General features: G+C 50.9%; 15 protein-coding genes. 6 read left to right on the top strand and 9 right to left on the bottom strand.

Annotated elements, in window-relative coordinates; all coding sequences use genetic code 11:
- Positions 1 to 20: 20 nt before the first annotated feature.
- Positions 21 to 263 carry an ATP synthase F1 subunit epsilon gene (gene atpC, locus ABD852_RS06145; RefSeq protein ID WP_345027232.1) on the bottom strand — a complete coding sequence of 81 codons (243 nt, stop codon included), beginning with the start codon at positions 261 to 263 and terminating at the stop codon, positions 21 to 23.
- An 82-nt stretch (positions 264 to 345) separates the two neighbouring features.
- Positions 346 to 1863 carry a F0F1 ATP synthase subunit beta gene (gene atpD, locus ABD852_RS06140; protein WP_345027230.1) on the bottom strand — a complete coding sequence of 506 codons (1518 nt, stop codon included), beginning with the start codon at positions 1861 to 1863 and terminating at the stop codon, positions 346 to 348.
- Between the two features lie 169 nt (positions 1864 to 2032).
- On the opposite strand from atpD, the gene ABD852_RS06135 reads away from it, so the two are divergent.
- A complete protein-coding gene (locus ABD852_RS06135; protein WP_345027228.1) occupies positions 2033 to 4699 on the top strand; it encodes a hypothetical protein in 2667 nt (888 codons plus the stop codon).
- Positions 4700 to 4974: 275 nt separating this feature from the next.
- Positions 4975 to 5688 (top strand): ABC transporter ATP-binding protein, encoded by a 714-nt coding sequence (locus tag ABD852_RS06130; protein ID WP_345027226.1) that lies wholly within the window; start codon positions 4975 to 4977, stop codon positions 5686 to 5688.
- A gap of 104 nt (positions 5689 to 5792) precedes the next feature.
- Here ABD852_RS06130 and ABD852_RS06125 read toward each other — a convergent pair whose 3' ends face one another.
- From ABD852_RS06125 to rsmH, 3 genes are read right to left on the bottom strand one after another with little or no spacing between them, the layout of a single operon-like run.
- Positions 5793 to 7940 carry a penicillin-binding transpeptidase domain-containing protein gene (locus ABD852_RS06125; RefSeq protein WP_345027222.1) on the bottom strand — a complete coding sequence of 716 codons (2148 nt, stop codon included), beginning with the start codon at positions 7938 to 7940 and terminating at the stop codon, positions 5793 to 5795.
- 50 nt (positions 7941 to 7990) lie between these two features.
- Positions 7991 to 8392 carry an FtsL-like putative cell division protein gene (locus ABD852_RS06120; protein ID WP_345027219.1) on the bottom strand — a complete coding sequence of 134 codons (402 nt, stop codon included), beginning with the start codon at positions 8390 to 8392 and terminating at the stop codon, positions 7991 to 7993.
- Between the two features lie 37 nt (positions 8393 to 8429).
- Positions 8430 to 9356 (bottom strand): 16S rRNA (cytosine(1402)-N(4))-methyltransferase RsmH, encoded by a 927-nt coding sequence (gene rsmH, locus ABD852_RS06115; RefSeq protein ID WP_345027217.1) that lies wholly within the window; start codon positions 9354 to 9356, stop codon positions 8430 to 8432.
- A 234-nt stretch (positions 9357 to 9590) separates the two neighbouring features.
- Here rsmH and ABD852_RS06110 point away from each other — a divergent pair, with 234 nt between their 5' ends.
- The 3 genes from ABD852_RS06110 (at position 9591) to ABD852_RS06100 (ending at position 13078) form a co-directional block, all read left to right on the top strand.
- Positions 9591 to 10067 carry a MarR family winged helix-turn-helix transcriptional regulator gene (locus ABD852_RS06110; protein WP_345027214.1) on the top strand — a complete coding sequence of 159 codons (477 nt, stop codon included), beginning with the start codon at positions 9591 to 9593 and terminating at the stop codon, positions 10065 to 10067.
- A 46-nt stretch (positions 10068 to 10113) separates the two neighbouring features.
- A complete protein-coding gene (locus ABD852_RS06105) occupies positions 10114 to 12519 on the top strand; it encodes a 3-hydroxyacyl-CoA dehydrogenase/enoyl-CoA hydratase family protein (protein ID WP_345027211.1) in 2406 nt (801 codons plus the stop codon).
- 151 nt (positions 12520 to 12670) lie between these two features.
- Positions 12671 to 13078 (top strand): RrF2 family transcriptional regulator, encoded by a 408-nt coding sequence (locus ABD852_RS06100; RefSeq protein WP_345027208.1) that lies wholly within the window; start codon positions 12671 to 12673, stop codon positions 13076 to 13078.
- A 25-nt stretch (positions 13079 to 13103) separates the two neighbouring features.
- Here the strand turns inward: ABD852_RS06100 and ABD852_RS06095 are convergent, their stop codons facing one another.
- From ABD852_RS06095 to pdxA, 3 genes are all read right to left on the bottom strand, one after another.
- A complete protein-coding gene (locus tag ABD852_RS06095) occupies positions 13104 to 14561 on the bottom strand; it encodes an alpha-L-fucosidase (protein WP_345027206.1) in 1458 nt (485 codons plus the stop codon).
- A gap of 117 nt (positions 14562 to 14678) precedes the next feature.
- Positions 14679 to 15569 (bottom strand): YicC/YloC family endoribonuclease, encoded by an 891-nt coding sequence (locus ABD852_RS06090; protein ID WP_345027204.1) that lies wholly within the window; start codon positions 15567 to 15569, stop codon positions 14679 to 14681.
- A 48-nt stretch (positions 15570 to 15617) separates the two neighbouring features.
- Entirely contained in the window at positions 15618 to 16742 is a 1125-nt protein-coding gene (gene pdxA, locus ABD852_RS06085; RefSeq protein ID WP_345027200.1) for a 4-hydroxythreonine-4-phosphate dehydrogenase PdxA, read from the bottom strand.
- 272 nt (positions 16743 to 17014) lie between these two features.
- Here pdxA and ABD852_RS06080 point away from each other — a divergent pair, with 272 nt between their 5' ends.
- Entirely contained in the window at positions 17015 to 17953 is a 939-nt protein-coding gene (locus ABD852_RS06080; protein ID WP_345027199.1) for a 2-hydroxyacid dehydrogenase, read from the top strand.
- Here ABD852_RS06080 and ABD852_RS06075 read toward each other — a convergent pair whose 3' ends face one another.
- Positions 17954 to 20311 (bottom strand): hypothetical protein, encoded by a 2358-nt coding sequence (locus ABD852_RS06075; protein ID WP_345027197.1) that lies wholly within the window; start codon positions 20309 to 20311, stop codon positions 17954 to 17956.
- Positions 20312 to 20316 lie beyond the last annotated feature (5 nt).

The raw sequence follows: 20316 nt of genomic DNA, 5'->3' as shown, positions 1-20316 counted from the left end.
TTATTTTGCATAGTTCCTGTCTACAAGATAGCCTCAGCCAGTACCAGTATCTTATTGTTGAGCACTTCCACCACACCGCCGTCAACGGTATAAGATTGTTTGCCGGAACCTGTATCGATCAGGATTTCACCTTTTCCAAGGGTGCTCACAAGAGGTGCGTGGCTGTTTAAAACCTGAAATTGCCCTTCTGAGCCCGGAAAAGTAACAGAAGTAGCCTCTCCGGAAAAAACCTTCTTGTCAGGTGTTATGATTTCCAAATTCATCTTGCTTGAGGTTTGTTTTGGGTTGCCCGGCAAAGCATACCGGGCAACTGGAAAACGTAATATTTGCTAGAAGGAGTACGGATTAAGCTTTTGAAGCTTCAGCCAGCATTTTTTCTCCTTTTCTGACGGCATCCTCAATAGTTCCCACCAGGTTGAAAGCCATTTCAGGAAGGTGATCAAACTCTCCGTCGATGATTTGGTTGAAACCTTTGATGGTATCGTTAATATCAACCAACACCCCTTCGAGACCTGTAAACTGCGAAGCCACGAAGAAAGGTTGCGACAGGAAGCGCTCTACGCGACGGGCGCGCGACACAACCAGTTTGTCTTCTTCGGAAAGTTCTTCCAAGCCAAGGATCGCGATGATGTCCTGAAGTTCTTTATAACGCTGCAGAATGTTTTTCACGCGCTGTGCACAAGCATAGTGCGCGTCGCCAAGTGCTTCGGCGGAAAGGATTCTTGACGTAGAGTCAAGCGGATCCACTGCAGGGTAAATACCTTTCTCAGCTACTTTACGGCTTAGTACGGTAGTTGCGTCAAGGTGGGCGAAAGTAGTTGCCGGAGCAGGGTCAGTCAAGTCATCGGCAGGTACGTAAACGGCCTGAACCGACGTGATAGATCCATTCTTTGTAGAAGTAATCCGCTCCTGCATGGCACCCATTTCAGTTGCCAGCGTCGGCTGGTAACCTACCGCCGAAGGCATCCGGCCCAGAAGGGCTGATACTTCCGAACCTGCCTGGGTAAACCGGAAAATATTGTCAATGAAGAAAAGGATATCGCGGCCTTTTCCGTCACCTTCGCCGTCGCGGAAGTATTCCGCAACCGTCAGACCCGAAAGGGCAACACGGGCACGTGCTCCGGGAGGTTCGTTCATTTGTCCGAATACGAAGGTTGCCTGTGATTCTTTCAGTTCCTCGTAGTCAACGCTATCGAGGTCCCAACCCCCGTTTTCCATGCTGTGCTTAAATTTCTCACCGTATTTGATAATACCGGCTTCGATCATCTCGCGCATCAGGTCATTACCCTCACGGGTACGCTCGCCGACTCCGGCAAACACCGAAAGTCCTGAATATGCTTTTGCAATGTTATTGATCAGCTCCTGGATCAATACGGTTTTGCCTACACCGGCACCCCCGAACAAACCGATTTTACCACCTTTTACGTAAGGGGCCAAAAGGTCAATTACCTTGATCCCTGTATAAAGAATTTCGGTACCGGTTGCCAGGTCCTCAAATTTAGGCGCCGCACGGTGGATGGAGATCCCATTGCTGGCATCCACATCTTTAAGACCATCAATGGCGTCTCCAACGACGTTGAAAAGACGGCCTTTGATTTGCTCACCGATCGGCATTTTGATCGGAGCACCCTTGGCAATAACCTCCATGCCACGCTGCAAACCTTCGGTACCTTCCATAGCGATGGCGCGTACGCGGTCCTCACCTAAGTGCTGCTGACATTCCAGTACCACCTTCTGGCCATTCGCTTTAACGACTTCCAAGGCATCCAGAATAGATGGCATGTGGCTGTGATTTTCAAACGATACGTCTACTACCGGTCCAATTACCTGGGTAATTTTCCCTATGTTTGCCGCATTTGACATTGTTTAGCTATATTTTATTGGCGTATATTAAATTTGAGACCGCAAAAGTAGTTGATAAATCCATCATAACAAACGGTTAAGGGGTGCAAATATTGGATATTTTCTAGAAAACGTTCCCCGCACGACCAGAACACATATTAGTATCCGAAGAAGAATTCGTTAGTACCGAATGAAAGAACTGTTTTTTTGGCGCGTATGGTCACCTGCGGAACGGCGGATGACCTTGTTTTTGTTCGGGTTAATACTGGTTTCGCTGGCGGGCGCGGTGTTCTTTTCCGGCCTGCTGTACCCGGGCCAGCGTGTTGCGTGGGACCTCGTTACGCAGCTCCAGGAGCGGCTGGTACCGGCTAATCGCATCGATTTCGAGGGGTTGCGATTCGAAGTACCCGTGCCTTCCGCCTATGTCACGGGGCAGTTCGCAGCGCCGCTCATGATGCCCGACGTAATAACAAGTCTCGCGTTTATGTTGCTGGCTCTGGCAGGGCTCTCCACGGTCCTGGCCGGACTGACTACGCTGTCCCGCTTCTGGTTCCTGGGCGGAATGGGGATTTTTATCCTCCTGTTTGTTTTTTCGAGAACCGAAATGATTGCTTTTGCGGGGCTTCCGGAGCGGATAGTTTTGGTATCGGCCCTTTTGTGTTTTAACGGTGTTGCATATTATTTCCATGCTTTCCGGCCGCACACCGCCCTGGTTACGCGCATATTCGCTTTTGCAGGACTGTCGGCTTTGCTGCTTGCAGCAGTTTTCTTTTCCGGTACTGCTGCCCCTCTGTATACTTTCCTGGTATACAGCTTGCCTCTGTGGCTTGTTCCGACGCTCGTCTTTTTGGTGGTTTGTGCTACCGAAATTATATACGGACTTGTCTGGGTAGCTACTTCCAGGGCTACCGGCATGGGAAAGAAGTCCCTGGTCAACCTGGCGGTTATGCTCCTGATCTACCTGCTGGTGCTTGTCTTTGCATACGTTGGCAATACGCGTATGGCCACATGGGGCATCGTGCTCGTGCCGGTTTATTTTCTCGCTGCGGCTGCGGCGCTTATCGGTTTGTTCGGGTTTCGGCTACGTTGTGAAAGTACGGAAGGCCAGTTGCCTTTCCGCTCTTCGGGTTTTTGGATTTATTCCGGACTTATGCTCATTTCTATCGGAATGACCGGGATAGCGGTGATAGCGGCCAATGATCCTTTGCTGGAATTGCTGGAAGATACCGTCGTGAATGCTCAGTTGGGGATGGGCGTCGTTTTTGTATTTTACATAGTTGCCAACTTTGTGCCGCTATTTCGCAACGGGCTGCAGGTACATAAGGTGTTGTACAAGCCGCAGAATTTTAGTCTTACCAAGGCCAGGATTATCGGGTTTGGCGTGGTCATCGGCCTGTTCTCCATGCAGAACCTGTTCCCGGTGAAGCAGGGTATCGCCGGGTATTTCAACGGCCTCGGCGACCGGCACCTCCTGACGGAAGAGTATGTATTGGCTGAACAATATTACAGGATGTCGTTGCAGCAGGCGCTTCAAAACCACAAAGGAAATTACGCGCTGGCCTCTCTCGCCCGGATTCAGGGAGACAACAGTGCGGCGGTGTTCTACTACAGACAGGCTACGCTGAAGAAGCCGTCGCCCCAGGCCTATGTCGGGTTGGGCAACCTTCTCGCACATGATAATCTGTATTTCGAGGCGATGTTCAGCCTGAAAGAGGGAGCGCGGGCTTTCCCCGGGAACGGGCAGATTCTTAATAACCTTGGAATGCTTTACGCCAAAACCAATCTGGCAGATTCTGCCTACTACTTCCTCCACCTGGCGGAGAAGGAGGCCGGCGATGTTCCGGCCGCCAATATCCTGGGTGTGTTGTCGGGCGTGCTTGAACCCGCGGAGCTCGATTCGGTCAGCAACGCCATGAAAGCGGGAAATGATTTGGTATGGGCGGCAAACCGGTTGCTGGTCAGTAATCTTACGGGCAAACGTACGCCGCTTGAGGCGCGCCGGGATGCGATCCGGAAGGATTCTCTGCTGAACGCTGCCGGGTATGCCTATTGGCTCAATTACGCCTATAACCAGGCCGGGAATGATAGCCTGCTGGCGGCGAAGCTGAAACGGATTGTTGGGAAAAACAATGCCATGTCCGATGATTTGCTGCTGGCAACTGCGCATGCGGATTTTTACGGGGGTGACAAAACCAATGCCATCGAAACGGTCCTGACACTTGCGGAGGGCGAAGGCGAGCAGGTTTCACTGTATAGAAAGGTGTTAGGGCATTGGTTCCTACAACTGGGACTGTACGACGCAGCGATCGGTTTTTTCTCTCGGGTAAGCGAGCCCGAAGGGGTAATTGGAGAGGCAATTGCACAGTCGCTTGCCGGAAACCAGTCGGTGGCAGCGATTATTTTAGAGCGTTTGAAGGCCTCCGGCTATGATTCCGCCCGGGTTGCTGCATTCCAGGACAGGGTGGTGTCGCTTAAAAAGCTGCCTTCAAAATCGGACTCGTTACTGGTGCTTGCCCGCAGCTCAGCGACTGAAGGTGCGTACAGGGCTTTACTTCGTCATAATCCTTTTGATTCGCGTGCAGTGGCGGAGACCGTGGCATTTTTGACCCGTCAGAAACCGTCCCGTACCGAAGCCGCCTACCAGGTGGTGGTAAATGCCCTCAGGTTTAATGACAAGTCGCCCGTTTTGTGGGAGCAGTACGTGCTTCTCAATCTTGAGCTGGGCTTGTTGAATGAAGCCGAAGAAGGTATGGAGAATGTCCGGAAGTATGCCGCCGAAGCTGATTATCACCGATTTTTTACCCATTATCAACAAATACGCTCGCTCAAACAAAAAGAACGTGCGGAATTTCAATAATTAGGTATCTTCGTTTGCGAGAAAGGGGCGAGGTGTGAGCCGTGAGGTATGAGGTATGAGGTGTGAGGTGTCGGTCACGTCAGGAAGATCATCGATAACCAAAAGCTCATGCCTCACAACTCAAGGCTCAAAACTTTATCCGGGTTTGCGTAAAAGGGGGCTAGGTGTGAGACATGAGGTGTGAGGTGGCGGTCACGTCAGGAAGATCATCGATAACCAAAAGCTCATGCCTCACAACTCAAGGCTCACAACTCAAGGCTCAAAACTTTATCCAGATGAAAATAATCGAAACCACAGATATTTCGCGACGTTATGTGATGGGTGCGGAAATTATTGACGCGCTTAAATCGGTAACCCTGCACATCAATAAGGGCGAATATGTGGCTTTCATGGGACCGTCGGGATCAGGAAAATCTACGCTGATGAACATCATCGGCTGTCTGGACACACCTTCGACCGGCCGTTATATCCTGAATGGAAAAGATGTGAGCGATATGAGCGACGGAGAACTGGCGGGGATCCGGAACAAGGAAATTGGGTTTGTGTTCCAGACCTTTAACCTGTTGCCGAGAATGTCATCGCTTGATAACGTGGCGCTTCCGCTGGTATATGCGGGACTGAGCAAGGGAGAGCGGACAGAGAAGGCAATGCTCGCACTAAAAAACGTAGGTCTCGAAAACCGTGCGCATCACAAGCCCAATGAGCTTTCGGGGGGACAACGCCAGCGGGTAGCGGTCGCGCGTGCACTCGTGAACGATCCCAGTATTTTACTTGCCGATGAACCTACCGGTAACCTTGACAGTAAAACGTCATATGAAATCATGGATCTGTTCGACCAGCTTTATGCCAAGGGCAATACCATCGTAATGGTGACGCACGAAGAAGATATTGCGCACTATGCCCACCGCATCATCCGCCTGCGCGACGGCCTGGTGGAGTCGGATACCATCAACCCTAACCCGACAAAGGCTTACATTGAGACGAACTGATGCTCCGCGAGCCGCTTTCGGCCCGGTACGCTAATACCTGATTCCCACTGCAATCTTCCGATCTCCGACTTCCGATTTCTGATCTCTGACTTCCGACTTCCAACCTACTTCAGCGTCAGCAATACCTCTTTCAGTGCCCCGTTCTCGCGGTAATCCTGGGATACAACTTTGCCGGAGCCCTGGAATAGCACCTTATAGCCTTTGTTTTCCAGGAGGAAGAGGGCATCCCTGAGGTTCATGCCGCTTACGTCCGGGAGGCGGATCTCAGCCGGGTATTTTTTCTGCCAGACAGAGCTTTCCCGTCCTTTTATTTTCCCGGTGATCCACTGGTTTTCGACGGTCGGTTGCCTGGCGAGCTTTAACTCACTTGCTATTGCATTCAGGTCATTTGAATAGCCGGCAAGATAAAGGCTTTCGCCTTCTGTTTGCTTTTGCGGTTTTATCGCCGGCGAGTTGTGCAGGCTCACGTCGTAGAGATAGATCCGGTCGGCAATTTCTTTGAATACCGGCGCGGATACGCTACCGCCGTAGAGCGAAGACAGCGAATAACCTTTAGGGTTGTTGATTGAAATGATCATACTGTACTTCGGCTTGTCGAGTGGGAAAAAGCCGGCAAAAGAGGCATGGTATTTTCCTTCTTCCGGACCTTTGGGGCCGTTAAGCTGCGCGGTCCCCGTTTTCCCGGCAATGCTGTAGTAGGGCGAGTTGATTTTATGTGCGGTGCCGTTGGCAACCACACCCGCCAGGGCCTCCTTCATTTGCCTGATGGTAGACTCCGACGCAATTCGCTCCTTGCTCACCTGGGGCTTATATTCTTCCACAATTTCCTGGTTGGACCGGATTTTTCTGACCAGCATGGGCCGCACCATAAATCCGTTGTTTGCTACTGCGTTATAAAACGTCAGCATTTTGAGAGGAGTTACTTTCATCTCGTAACCATGGGAGATGAAAGGCAGCGAGATGACCTTGTTCCAGTTTTTATCAGAAGGCTTTTTAATTTGGGAGGCCACTTCTCCTTCCATCGGTATACCCGTTTGACCGCGGAGCTGGAAACGGTCCAGGTACTCGCTGTATTTCGAAGGGTTTTTGCCAAAATATTTCTGCGCGAGGAGAACGGTTCCTACGTTGCTTGATACCTCCAGTACTTTCTTAGCCGAAATGGTGCCGTAACCGAAGTTCCGGACATCCGAAATGGTAATATTCCGCGTCAGCCGGTATTTGCCGCTCCCGGTATTTACCATCTCCTGGTTGATATTGAAATTACCTTCTTCGGTAGCAGCCATTAAAGTAGCCAGCTTGAAGGTAGATCCGGGGTCGGAAGCATTCTGAAGCGCGTAGTTGAAAATATCTTTCAATACGCCGTTGTCGTTTGTGAAGTTTACGAGTGCTTTGATCTCACCGGTGCTTACTTCCATAACAACCACACAGCCGTTGTCGGCGTTGAAGTTCAGGACGGCTTTTTTCAAAGCGGTTTCGGCAAAATCCTGAATGTTCATATCAAGCGTCGTGTACACGTCCATTCCCGGTACCGGCCTTTCAATAAAGTCGCCGATGGGGATCTTCATGTTTTTCTCGGCGACTTCGACGAGCTGCGTGCCCCCTTTCCCGGCGAGAAATGTGTTGAAGCTGGCTTCAATTCCGACCGATTTCGACTTTTCGGCCGAGTGTGTCCCGATGGTGCGGCTTGCCATCTGGCCAAAAGGTTTGTACCGGAGCGGGACGGTCTCAAACACCCCGCCGCCGCCGCCCTTGGCCGAGGCGAAAAACGGGAGTTTTTTAATCTGCTCGCGTTCGAAATGATTGACGGTTCCGGGAATCAGGCGCATGTACCGGCTGCTTTTGGCGGAACGTTTTCGTTTTGACCTGATTTCCCGCTCAAGTGTGGCAGCCGACTTGCCATCGGGATATTGCGCCGCAAAACTGGCGCAAAACGCCTTGATATGGGCCTCGAAGTAAGAAGAATCAGCAGTTTTTACGTCCATGCCCACGTGGTAAAACGGAAGGGACGTCGCCAGAACGCTTGAATCGGAAGAATAGATGTTTCCTCTCAGCGCAGGAATCTTGATTTCGCGTTCCTTACTGGCTTCGGCTCTTTCTTTCCAGGTTTTGCCATCATACTTATCAAAATACTGGATGCCGATCAGCTTGACAAAAACAGCAAGGCCGAGCACGGCCATCATGCCGGTTACCAGGTAGGCCCGGAGGATTAGAATTTGCTTGTTGCTTTTCCCGCCTTTTATTGCTTTCGACATAAACTGATCCTTGATTTGGTAATGAAGTTCGGGTTAAAAAAAGGCGGATGCTATTCTTCCGGGGTATTGTCCACGACAATCTTGACCGGCGGTGATTTTCGCTCCATAATGCTGTCTTTTAACAGCTTTGTCTGAACAACGGATTGTTTGCCGCTTTTCATATTTTCCGAGACGAGGGTAGTGTATTCGGCCCGCATATTCTCCGCACGCTGGCTCAGCAGCACTGTTTTCCGCGCGTTGACTTCATCCCAGTAACCGATTCGTCCCTGCACAATGAGCAGCAGGATGACCCAGAGAAAATAATTAAAATAAGCAACCGGAATCCGGGTGTCATTCGGCCCGTTCTTGGTTGTTTCAGCAAAAAAACGGTCCAGCGGTAAAAGCCGGTTCAGCCAGTTGAACAGCTTATATTGGGGGCGGGGCTTTAATGGCTCCGGTTGTTTTTTAGCCATGTGAAGTAGGAAAATTAAGTTTGTGTGGGTGGTGTGCTTATTCGGGCAGTTTCTCGGCGACCCGTAATTTCGCACTTCTCGACCGCGGATTACTCGCCACCTCGGCGTCGTCGGCTTCAATGGGCTTCCGGTTGACCGGCTCAAAGGGCTTCAGGACGTTGCCGTAGAAGTCCTTTCTGGGCTCACCCTGGAAATCTCCCTTCTGGATGAAATTTTTCACCAGACGGTCTTCCAGGGAATGGTAGGACATAATTACCAGGCGGCCGCCCGGCTTAATTACTTCCTGGGTTTGGGTAAGAAAATCTTCAAGTGCTTCCAGCTCCCGGTTGACTTCGATCCGGATTGCCTGGAAGACCTGTGCATAGTATTTGAACTCTTTGAATTTCGGTGCAAAGCGTTTCAGTATTGCAATCAGCGCCTGGCCCGTTTCAATAGGGGCATTGTGCCTGCTTGCGAAGATGGCGGTGGCAAGGGTTTTCGCATTGTGTACTTCGCCGTACCGGCCCAGCACGCGCTGTAATTCTTCAATTGAGTATTCATTGACTACTTCCCAGGCAGAAAATTCGTCCTGGTCCGTATTCATGCGCATATCCAGCGGGCCGTCCAGGCGGGTGGAAAAACCCCGTGAAGCATCGTCGATCTGGTGAGAGGAAACCCCCAGATCGGCCAGAATGCCGTCTACTAACGGGATCCGGTGAATTTTCAGGTAGCGCTTCAGGAACCGGAAGTTGGCCTGGATGAACAGGAACCGGGGATCGTCCTGGAGTTCGGCGGCATTTTCGAAAGCGTCGGGGTCCTGGTCAAAAACCACCAGCTTGCCGGTATCCAGCTGCTCCAGTATGGCGCGGGAATGTCCGCCCCCGCCGAAGGTGACGTCTACATAAATTCCGTCTCTCCGGATATTCAGCCCGTCCAGACAGGCCTTCAGCATCACCGGTACGTGATAGGGCGGGGTCTGTTCCATCTTTTCGGGATTTTCGGGGCTTTGCATAGTCATCCGGAGATTTCTGACAAATTTATAGATTTTGCAAAGTACCTGTCCAATGTTAAAATGCAATTCTTGAAAAAGTAGAAGAATTGACCAGAATTATGGAACCAGGGCCTGTTATTGCTCAAAAAGGTATGCTTGCATAATACTGATAAATTTCATTACATTTGTGGGGAGCGCTCTTGTGGGGAGTGTGGAAATTATTAGGTTATGCGTAAGGAAAAAACAGTAGATTTTCACATCAAGTGGGTATGGCACTCCATTTCTAAAATGTACAATGGCTTTGCTGCCCGCTTTGATATGACCATGGCAACGAGCTATGTCTTGCTGAATATCGACCTGGAGAATGGCACCCCTGCCACCAAAATCGGGCCGTCACTGGGGATGGAACCGAGGAGTATGGTACGAATGCTGAAAACCCTGGAGGAGAGAGGACTTATTTACCGGGAAGTGGACGACAATGACAAACGTTTTGTGCGGATTGTCCTGACCGCCAAGGGAAAAGAGAAACGAGAGCTTGCGCGCGAGGGGGTCATAAGTTTCAACAACCTGATCAGGCATAAAATACCCCTGGATAAACTGGTGGTATTTTTCGACGTGATGCAGCAGATCAATGCGATTGTCGAAGAGGAAAACCAGAAACTCCGGTCGGAAGGAAGTGCAAATGCCGACGTACTGGAGGGATAACTGATAAAAGATTTACTCAGAGTCAAGAAAACGAATTATTGAGGTTATGAATAGAAGAATTCGCAAAGTAGCCGTGCTGGGTTCCGGAATTATGGGCTCCCGCATCGCCAGTCATTTTGCTAACATAGGCGTACAGGTGCTCCTGCTGGACATCGTTCCAAAGGAGCTTACCCCGGCTGAGCAGTCAAAGGGACTTACACTGGAAAGCCCTGCCGTCCGCAACCGGATTGTGAACGAGTCATTTCAGAATACGCTGAAGGCATCGCCTGCCGCTTTGTATACGCCCGATCTGGCTGAAAACATAAGGCTGGGAAACTTTGATGACAACCTTAAAGAGATCAGTGATTACGACTGGGTGATTGAAGCGGTAGTGGAGCGGCTCGATGTGAAAAAGGCACTGTATGAAAAAGTAGATGCTGTTCGCAGGCCTGGTACCCTGGTGAGCTCCAATACTTCCGGGATACCGATTCACCTGATGGCAGAAGGGAGGTCCGAGGATTTCAGGAAGCATTTTTGCGGAACTCATTTCTTTAACCCGCCGCGCTACCTCCGGCTTCTCGAAATTATTCCCGCTCCGGATACAGACCCGGAAGTCGTGAAATTCCTGATGCGCTACGGCGATCTTTTTCTCGGGAAGGAAACTGTCCTTTGCAAGGATACCCCCGGCTTTATCGCCAACCGGCTGGGAATTTATGCCTTGCTGCAGACCATCAGGATTACAGAAGCGCTTGGGTTAACGATAGAAGAGGCAGACAAGCTCACCGGTCCTGTCAGCGGAAAACCGAAATCGGGTACTTTCAGGCTTTCCGACGTGGTAGGTCTTGACACGACGGTAAATGTTGCGAAGAACCTGTATGCTTCAGGTGAGAAGACGGACGAATCCCGAGACGGGTTCCTGCTACCGGGAATTGTAGAAAAGCTTTTCGAGAAAAAATGGCTGGGCGATAAAACCGGGCAGGGATTCTATAAGAAAATAAAAGACGAGGCCGGAAAGTCGGTAATACTGGCGCTGGATATGCAGAGCCTTGAGTACAAACCGGCAGGTAAGGTCAAGTTTGAAACCCTTGAAGCCACCAAGTCGATCGACAGTTTAAGCGCGCGCCTGCCGGTTCTTATGCAAGGCAAAGACAAAGCCGGAGAGTTTTACAGGCAGACGTTTGCAGATATTTCAAGGTATGCTTCGTTTCGGATTCCCGAGATTGCAGATGAGCTGTACCGCATTGACCAAGCAATCACGACAGGGTTCGGGTGGCAATTGGGAATTTTCGAGACCTGGGATGCCATCGGGGTAAAAAAGGGCCTGGAAATGATGGAGGCTCTGGATCACAAGCCCGCCCCCTGGGTGTATGACATGGTGGCGGCCGGGCATGATTCGTTCTACAAGACCGAGAAAGGAAACCGTCTTTACTATGACATTCCTTCCAAATCCTACCTGCCTATCCCGGGCCAGGAAGGTTTCCTGTACCTGCGGAACCTCTCTGACAACATTATCTGGAAAAATGCCGGCGCATCGTTGTATGACATCGGCGACGGCATTCTGAACCTGGAGTTTCATTCCAAAATGAATACCATGGGGGCAGAAGTGATCGAGGGGATCAACAAGGGGATATCGGTGGCGGAGAAAGATTTTCGGGGATTGGTAATCGGTAATGAAGGCGTGGAAGCATTCTCGGCAGGAGCCAACCTGGCGATGTTGTTTATGTTTGCGATCGAGCAGGAGTTTGATGAGATCAACCTGGTGATCGGCCAGTTTCAGAAAACAATGATGCGGGCGCGTTATTCCTCCATCCCGGTTGTGACTGCGCCGCACAGCCTGGCATTGGGTGGTGGTTGCGAGCTGAACCTGCATGCGGACAAAGTAGTTGCTTCGGCTGAATTGTATATGGGGCTCGTAGAGCTCGGGGTAGGGGTTATTCCAGCCGGGGGCGGTACGAAAGAAATGGCGCTGCGGTGCTCCGACCTGTACCAGAAAGGCGACCCGGAGCTTAACATTCTGCAGAATGCTTTCATGAACATTGCCCAGGCGAAAGTTTCGACGTCTGCACGCGATGCTTTTGACATGAACTACCTCCAGGAAAAGGACCTGATCGTACTTAACAGAAGCAGGCTGCTTGCCGAAGCGAAGCAGGCTGCTATTGAGCTGGCGGAAAACGGGTACACCCAACCGAAAGAACGATCGGATGTGAAAGTACAGGGACGCGCCGGTATTGCTTTGTTTATGGCGGGAATCGAGCAGATGAAGCTGGCCAATTATATTACAGAGCATGACGGCAAAATAGCTTCGAAGCTAGCGTACGTAATCTGCGGCGGCGACCTTAGCTATCCCCAGGAGGTTTCAGAACAGTACCTTATTGATCTTGAGAGAGAAGCGTTTCTTTCACTTTGCGGAGAGAAGAAAACGTTGGAACGCATGCAAGGGCTGCTGAACGGCGGGAAGATCCCGCGGAACTGAGGTAACGTTTTTGTGTCAGGATAGAGGTCTGCAGCCCTGTTCAGCTGTCTGAACAGGGCTGCGTATATCTGAAAACTTTCGTACTTTTGGGAAAGAGACCGGCGTTTGCAAGCGGCCGGTGATTCTATAAAACAGGTTTGTTTCAATTTCTATGATTTCAAAAAAAGCAAAATATGCGCTCAAAGCGTTGAAAGTGCTCGCTCAAGAGTATGGAAAGGGACCTGTTTTAATTTCTCATATTTCCGAAAAAGAACGAATCCCCAAGAAGTTCCTGGAAGCGATCCTGCTGGATCTCCGCAACAACGGGGTATTGCAAAGCCAGAAAGGGAAAGGAGGCGGCTATATGCTGCGGCTTCCGCCCGAGGAGGTCAGTTTTTCGAAGGTGATCCGGGTAATTGACGGCCCCCTGTCGCCTACGCTTTGCGTGTCGCTTTATTTCTATGGCAGATGTGAGGACTGTCAGAGTGAAGAAGAATGTACCCTCCGGAATGTGATGCAAAGGTGGCGCGATGCCAACCTCGAAGTGCTGGACAAATCAACTTTGGTAGACTTGCTGTAGTGCTTTATAATTTGCTTCGACTGCTCTATTTTGCTTCCTTGTAAATTCCCATTTCGCTTATCGCTACGGCGACGGGGCATTCGGTGATATTTAACCTTATTTTCTGAGCGGTTATCGGTGCATCAAATTTGACCAACCGTCGTGCGCCAACAGAGGTGCCGCGGTGAATTTCTTTCCAGGCGCCGTTTTCTTCAATTTCAAGCGTGAACTTCCCGATCCGCTGACCGAGCCTGATGTTTTCACGTATATCAAAAATGTCGAAAACTACCGGTTTCGGAAAGCTGATAACAAGCGTTGGCGTATTGAAGTCGTCGTCGGTGGCCCAGTAAGTTTCTTTCTTCTGATCGGTGAGGTTTTTGGTGCCGTAAATAGAGTTGTAGCCGCGTACATTGGACGCTTTCAGGTTGGCTCCTCTGAGAAGATTTACCGAGAAGGTGTTGGTTAGCTTGTTGCCGAAAGTGGTCAGCGTTTCTACATCACCGGTATCCAGCAATCCCTCGGGCGCGGGAGCGAGCCCAAGATCAAGCGCGGTACCGCGGCCCACACTTTTCAGGTAAAGGTCGAAAAGGGCTTCCGGGGATTTTGCTTTTTCATCGGGATGGTAAAACCAGCCTTTCCGGAGGGGGACGTCGCATTCAGCAGGGATCCAGAATTTCCCGTCCCTGTTCCCGGTCGGGTTTTCTTTGTAGTTGGACTGCCCCGGAACGGCTGCATGCGCGCCTTCGGCGGGTTTGGGGGTAAAGGTGGCCCAATGGGTCTCCGCCGCTACGCCTTTTTCATTGCCGACCCAGCGGACATCCCAACCAATATCGCTGAAAATATTGGCGGATGGCTGGAGCTTTCGCGTCAGTTCGTTCCAGGTGTTGTCCCAGTCGTAGTAAACCGTATTGTCAATGGATCTTTTTTCGCGACTGCCCCCATAATAGCCGTCCCCGCCGTTGGCTCCGTCGTGCCACGACATGAAAAGTTCCCCGTAGTTGCTGTAAAGCTCTTTGAGCTGGTTACGGTAAATTTCGAGATAAGCGGCCGTACCGTAAGCAGGGTTATTCCGGTCCCAGGGCGAGCAATAGATGCCGAATTTAATCCCGTTTTTCCGGGCGGCTTCCATGAATTCCATTACCATATCTCCTTTTCCACCTCTGAACGGGCTCTTGGAAATATTGTATTCAGTAGTATGTGTAGGCCATAAGGCAAACCCGTCATGGTGTTTGGCAACCAGGATCACTCCGCGGAGGCCGCCTGCCTTCGCTGCTTTTACAATCTGATCGGCGTCAAAACTAGCCGGGTTAAATATCTTGGGGTCAGCATCACCATAACCCCATTCCTTGTTTTCGAAAGTCGTGGGGGTGAAGTGGACAAGCCCGTAGAGTTCCAGGTCATGCCAGGCCAACTGCCTGGCGCTGGGAACCGGCCCGAATGGCTTGGGAGGTAACTGTCCGTAAGCGACAGAACTGATGGCCAGCAATAGCAGGAAAAGGATCATCGGCAGGAGTTATTTGTAACCCAATCTAGCGAATAGTATTTTATTATTTCACTATGCGATTGTTTTTTTCCGGTTAATGGCGCTTCCCCCCGGATCCTTTCCCCGGCAATCCGCGCGTCAGATTGCGTTCATGGTCTGTTCCTTTATTTTTTCGAGCTCGTCTTTCATCTGCACTACCAGGCGCTGAATGACGGAATCGTTGGCTTTTGAACCGATGGTATTGATTTCCCGGCCTATTTCCTGGGAGATGAAATTGAGTTTTTTCCCATTGCTCAACTGGTCGGCCAGGGTTTCCCTGAAATAGTCCAGGTGGTTTTTGAGGCGGACTTTCTCCTCCGAAATATCATACCGTTCGACATAAAAGATCAGCTCCTGTTCAAACCGGTTGGGATCAAAACTATCGGAATGAACGAGGTCTTTGACATTCTTTTCCAGTCGTTCGCGTACGGCGGGGATACGCTTTATGTCCTGTTCCTGGACCTGTCCGAGCAGCGACTCGATTTGGGTGATATACTCCAGGAATTTGCCTGCAGTCAGGGCGCCTTCCTGTAACCTGAAAGCTTCTACTTTGGATAGCGCTTCTTCAAATCCTTTTCGGAGCTGGGCCCATTCGTCTTCTTTTTGCTGGCTGTCGCCCGATTGCTCGGCGTTGCAGGCGTTTGGCATCTGTATGGCCATCCGGAGCAGTTCCGTAGGGCCAGCCTCGAAATCCAATTCACGGGCAGTTTGCCGAAGGTCCTGGAAATAGGCTTTTACCAGGGGCCGGTTGACAATGGAAGCAGCGTTATCGGTGGGTTTGGACTGAATGGTGAAGATACATTCGACTTTGCCGCGTTCCAGCTTTTGAGTGAGCAGATTGCGCACCTCGACTTCGCGGTCGGAGTAATTTTTGGGGATCCGGCAATAGATATCCAAAAATTTTGAATTCAGGGTTTTGATTTCGATAACAGCGGTGAGCGTAGGGAGCTCAACCGTAGCCGAACCGAACCCTGTCATGGATTTTAGCATTTGTGTTGGTTTTGGAGAACAGATATCAGATTTCGAAGGGTTCTTTATCTATAAGATTTCCTCGGCCTTATCGGGGGCTTCCCTGGGAGGTTTCTCGTCTTTGTTGTTTTTAGGCTGATTCAGATGCGGCTTTGCACGCAACGCATTTTTGGCGATTTCCCTGTTTTCGGTTCTTATCTGCCAAATGTCAATCGCCTGGTAAATTGCGTGCAACAGTGACGAAGGATCGGCTTCATTTTTTCCTGCAATGTCGTACGCTGTACCATGATCGGGTGAGGTGCGGACAACGGGCAGGCCCGCGGTGAAGTTAACGCCCTCATGAAATGCAATGGTCTTGAAAGGAATCAATCCCTGGTCGTGGTAGAGCGCCAGAACCGCATCGAATTGTTTGAACGTCGCCGCGGCGAAGAAACCGTCGGACGGGAAGGTGCCGAAAACCAATTCTCCTTTTGACCGGAAATCTTCGATAACCGGGTGGATTATTTCTTTTTCTTCGGTTCCGAGGAGCCCGTTTTCCCCGGCGTGCGGGTTGAGGCCCAGTACGGCGAGCCTTGGTTTGGTGATCCCGAAATCATTCCGGAGCGACTTCAGCATTTGCTGAATTTTGCTGCGCAGGGCTTCCGGAGTGATTTTTTCCTTCACTTTTTCAAGGGGAATATGGCCGGTCAGCACGCCTACTCTCAGTGTATCCGAAATCATGAACATAAGCGCCTCCCGTACCCTGAAGGCGTTAGCGAGGTATTCGGTATGGCCCGGGAATTTGAAATCGGGGCTCTGAATATTGTCTTTGTTGATGGGGGCGGTTACCAATGCGTCAATTTTGCCGGCCCGAAGATCCTCCACCGCAGTTTTGAGTGATGCAAAAGCGGCTTTGCCGGCATTTTCCGTAACCTTCCCCGGCTCTACATCGGTATGGTTGTCGCTCCAGCAATTGATTACATTGAGCTGTTTGCGGTTAATCTGGTCGATATTCTGCGCGCCAAAAAGTTGCATTTCCTTGAAATTAAGCAGCTGACGGTACCGGTTCAGCACGCGCGTTGAGCCATAAATTACCGGGGTACAGAAATTGCTGAGCTGGTGTCCCTGCACCGCTTTTAATATTATTTCGGGGCCGATGCCATTGTAATCACCGAGCGTTATTCCGATAAGTGGCTTTCGTTGGTCTTCAGACATAAATATTTTTGGATGATCAAATAGAGGAACCGATAGATTCCTATTTTTGCCGATATTGACCCGAAAGTTACAAAAATTAACAGCTTTGATGAAATAGGGGTGAGACGCGGGCGCTGAGCGGGAAGCTCATTGCCGGGACCTCACCGCTCAAACTTTTTTTACACCCATGAAATAGCCATGAGCTTTGAGGTATTAGCTACAAGCTGCACACAAACGGCTGATGAATAAATAGCTCACTCCTCACCGCTCACCGCTCAAACTTTTTTACACCCATGAAAATTCTGATTGTAGATGAGATGCATCCGTCGCTGATTGAAATGTTGGACCGCGATGGATGGGATTACGAGTATGCGCCTTCGCTTAAGCGGAATGAAATACTGGAGGCTGTAGGAGCGTATGAAGGCTTAATGATCAGAAGCAAGACGGTGGTGGATGTAGCGTTTCTGGAGCGCGCGCCGCGCCTTCGTTTTATAGCCCGGGCCGGGGCAGGGCTCGACCTCATTGACATACCGGCAGTGGAAAAAAGAAATATTGCTTTGTTTCATGCGGGAACGGGCAACCGGGACGCAGTAGCCGAGCATGTGTTGGGTATGCTCCTGGGTCTTTTTAACAATATCATCAGGGCCGACCGGCAGGTCAGACAGGGAATATGGGACCGGGAAGGGAACCGCGGCGTGGAATTGATGGGCAAAACAGTAGGTCTGATCGGGTATGGGAATAATGGCAGCGCTACCGGGAAACGGCTTTCAGGTTTCGGTTGCCGCGTACTGGCGTTCGACAAATACAAGGAGAATTACGGAGATGCAAATGCAACGGCGGCGTCGCTGGAACAGATCCAGGAAGAAGCAGACATCGTGAGTCTGCATATTCCGTTAACAGAGGAGTCCTTCCATTTGATAGACCAGGATTTTATAGATAAAATGGCCAGGCCTTTTTTCCTTGTGAATGCAGCCAGGGGTGAGGTAGCCGACCTTACAGCGGTGGTAGCGGGCCTTAAATCGGGTAAAATCAGGGGAGCTTGCCTGGATGTGCTCGAAAACGAGAAACTGGCGAAACTGACACCCGCACAACAGGAGGTATTCGATTACCTGGTCCAATCCGACAAAGTTGTATTGACCCCGCACGTGGGGGGGTGGACGCACGAAAGCTATGTACGGATCAACGAAGTGTTGATCCGCCAGATAGGCGAGTGGCGGGCTGTTCAGGGGTGATCAGTCCATAGTCTCGAACTGGGAAAAGCCGGAAGCCGTGGTACCGTTGGGTGAAATCGCCTGTACCACAATTTTGTACCGGCCGGCTTGGTCGGACGTGAAAAAATCGAGCTGCGCCGGTTGGCCCGGGACAATGGTAACGGATGGTCCCCAGTACAAAAGATTGCGGAAATCGGGCCTTCTCAGGCTGTTTTTTGACGGGTTTTCATAGCGTGGGTTGAAAAACTCCCGCTTTTCCATTGCACCCTTGTAGGCAACTATCAGCGCTTTGCTATCTATTTCAAATCCTGAAAGGTCATTGGTATAAGTATGGCAGCTGATAATACCGGGAAAGGCCAGCGGGCCCAGGTAGTACATCCGGTTGATTACGTCTGCGCGCTTGATTTTTAGCGGATCCATCCTGAAAAGAGGATCGGACTCGATGACGGGAATGCCGTCGAGCAGGATGAGGGGGTCTTCGGTAAAATACTGTTTATGGAAGCCTGTTTCAATAATCCTGGAATAAAACCTGCCATTTTTAATTCTTACATTGACTGCGGGGACGTACTCCCTGAAAACCTCCTCAACGGTGGGGAACCTGGTATAGTCGTCGAGGTAGTAGCGATAATCCGGCCGGCCATAAAAGGTGCTGCTATCAGGCTGAATGGGCGTCCGTTTATACGGGAAATAGCTGTTCTGGGTTTGCATGTTGATACTACGCTTGAGCAGATCGGAGTTGGCGGTAGCAGGAAGAGAGAAGGTTCGGTTGCGGATATTACCCGGCTCAAGAAAAGGGTTTTCGAGCGAGATACGTGCAGTAGAATCGAGCCGGTAGTTGGCCTGTACCACTAATTCTCTCGGGCCATAAAAGCGCCCCGTTTCGAGCAGGAACCGGCCGTTGTCATCGGTAATTGCGACCCACGGCATGGGGCTTGCGGTGGGATAAGCTGCGAATACGGCCCGGTTGGCAAGCGGAGCTCCGTTCCCGGCGGAGAAAACCCGGCCCCTGATCAGGTGCCCTTCCAGCTCAGGAAGGTAGGCTGCTTCCAGGTTTTTGGCCAGCAAGTCCTCAGGCCGGTACCTGCGCCATCCGTGGGTGAGCATCAGGTTGTCCCTGGCTTCGGCCAATCGGGGTTGAGTCGGATCAAAATAGTCGTCCGGGCCTTCAATATACCCTTTTAATTCCGATGTGAGAAGCAAATAGGCGTTGATAGAAAGCGGCGCGCTTTCGGGAAGGCTGTCGGAGAGGAACACAGCGACTGAGGCTTCAAGGGTGTCGGAAGTTTGGACGGATTCCAGTGCCAATGTTACGTGACTCCGTTTTTTGAATCGGGTGGAAGCGGGTTTCGGCAAAACCGAAGCGGGTGTGCTTTCGTGGAAATACAGTCGTTCGGATACGGGTTTCAGAGATTCGTCGAGCAACACCAGTACATTTACGCCGGGCCGCAGCACGGATTTCGGGATGGTAAAGCCCGCCTTACCATTATTTGTATGTGCCTGAAAAGCCTTGCTTTTTTCAGCGTCATAGAGCAGAAGGTAAAGTGACCGGTCCGGCCTGTTGCGGAGATTGACGGTAAGTTCCAGTTGAGCAGGCTGTTCCGTAAGCCGGGTGGCATAACCTTCGTTCGCTGCGGCTTCAAGGGGAAAACGTTGGGTGCTGCCGTTTTCCAATGCAACTTCGGCGTGGTAGGTTTTTGCTGCTTCCGGCTGGAAGATGAAATGCCCTAATCCGTGAAGCAGCGGCGCAAACCGGGCAACAACCTTACCGGTTTCATCCACGACCCGTCCTTTAAAATCAATCCCGGTTCCATCATTTTGCTGTGCTTTAAAGGCATACTTGTGGGGGAGGCCGGTTAATGCCTGCCCGCCTTCCGGGAAAAACCGGACATCCACAGTTTTCTCTTCCCGCGTTTCTGCAGGAGAAGGGTCACGGGGCTGGAAGGGGTTGATGATGCAAATGCTGGTTTCAAACGAATGGGCGAAGTTTTTCATCCAATTGGTGTACGACCTTACCTGGTAATAGCCCGACGGAAGGTCGGCAGGAATCGGCACGGCGCCGCTTCCCTTACCGTTTTTGAGTTCGATTTTTTCCTGGATTGCCGCGCGCTGGTCCGCTCCGATAAATTCCAGGTAGGCAATGCTGCTAAGACCGGAAGGACGCAACTTTTCATCGGTCAGGGAAATTTTGAACCATGCGGTTTCGCCAACCAGGTAGGTAGGGCGGTCCAGGTGGACATATATTTTTTCGGAACCCCTGTTAAGCGCCCCCTCGATCACTTGCTTTTCCAGGTCGCCTGCTGAGGTCTGGCCTTGTGCATAACCGGTACTGAGACAGCAAAGACTGAGCAGGCAAAGGGGATATAAAATTTTCTTATTCATATTTC

The sequence above is a fragment of the Ravibacter arvi genome (assembly GCF_039540405.1).
GTDB classification, from domain to species: domain Bacteria; phylum Bacteroidota; class Bacteroidia; order Cytophagales; family Spirosomataceae; genus Ravibacter; species Ravibacter arvi.
This window is presented reverse-complemented; position numbering and strand designations above follow the sequence as displayed.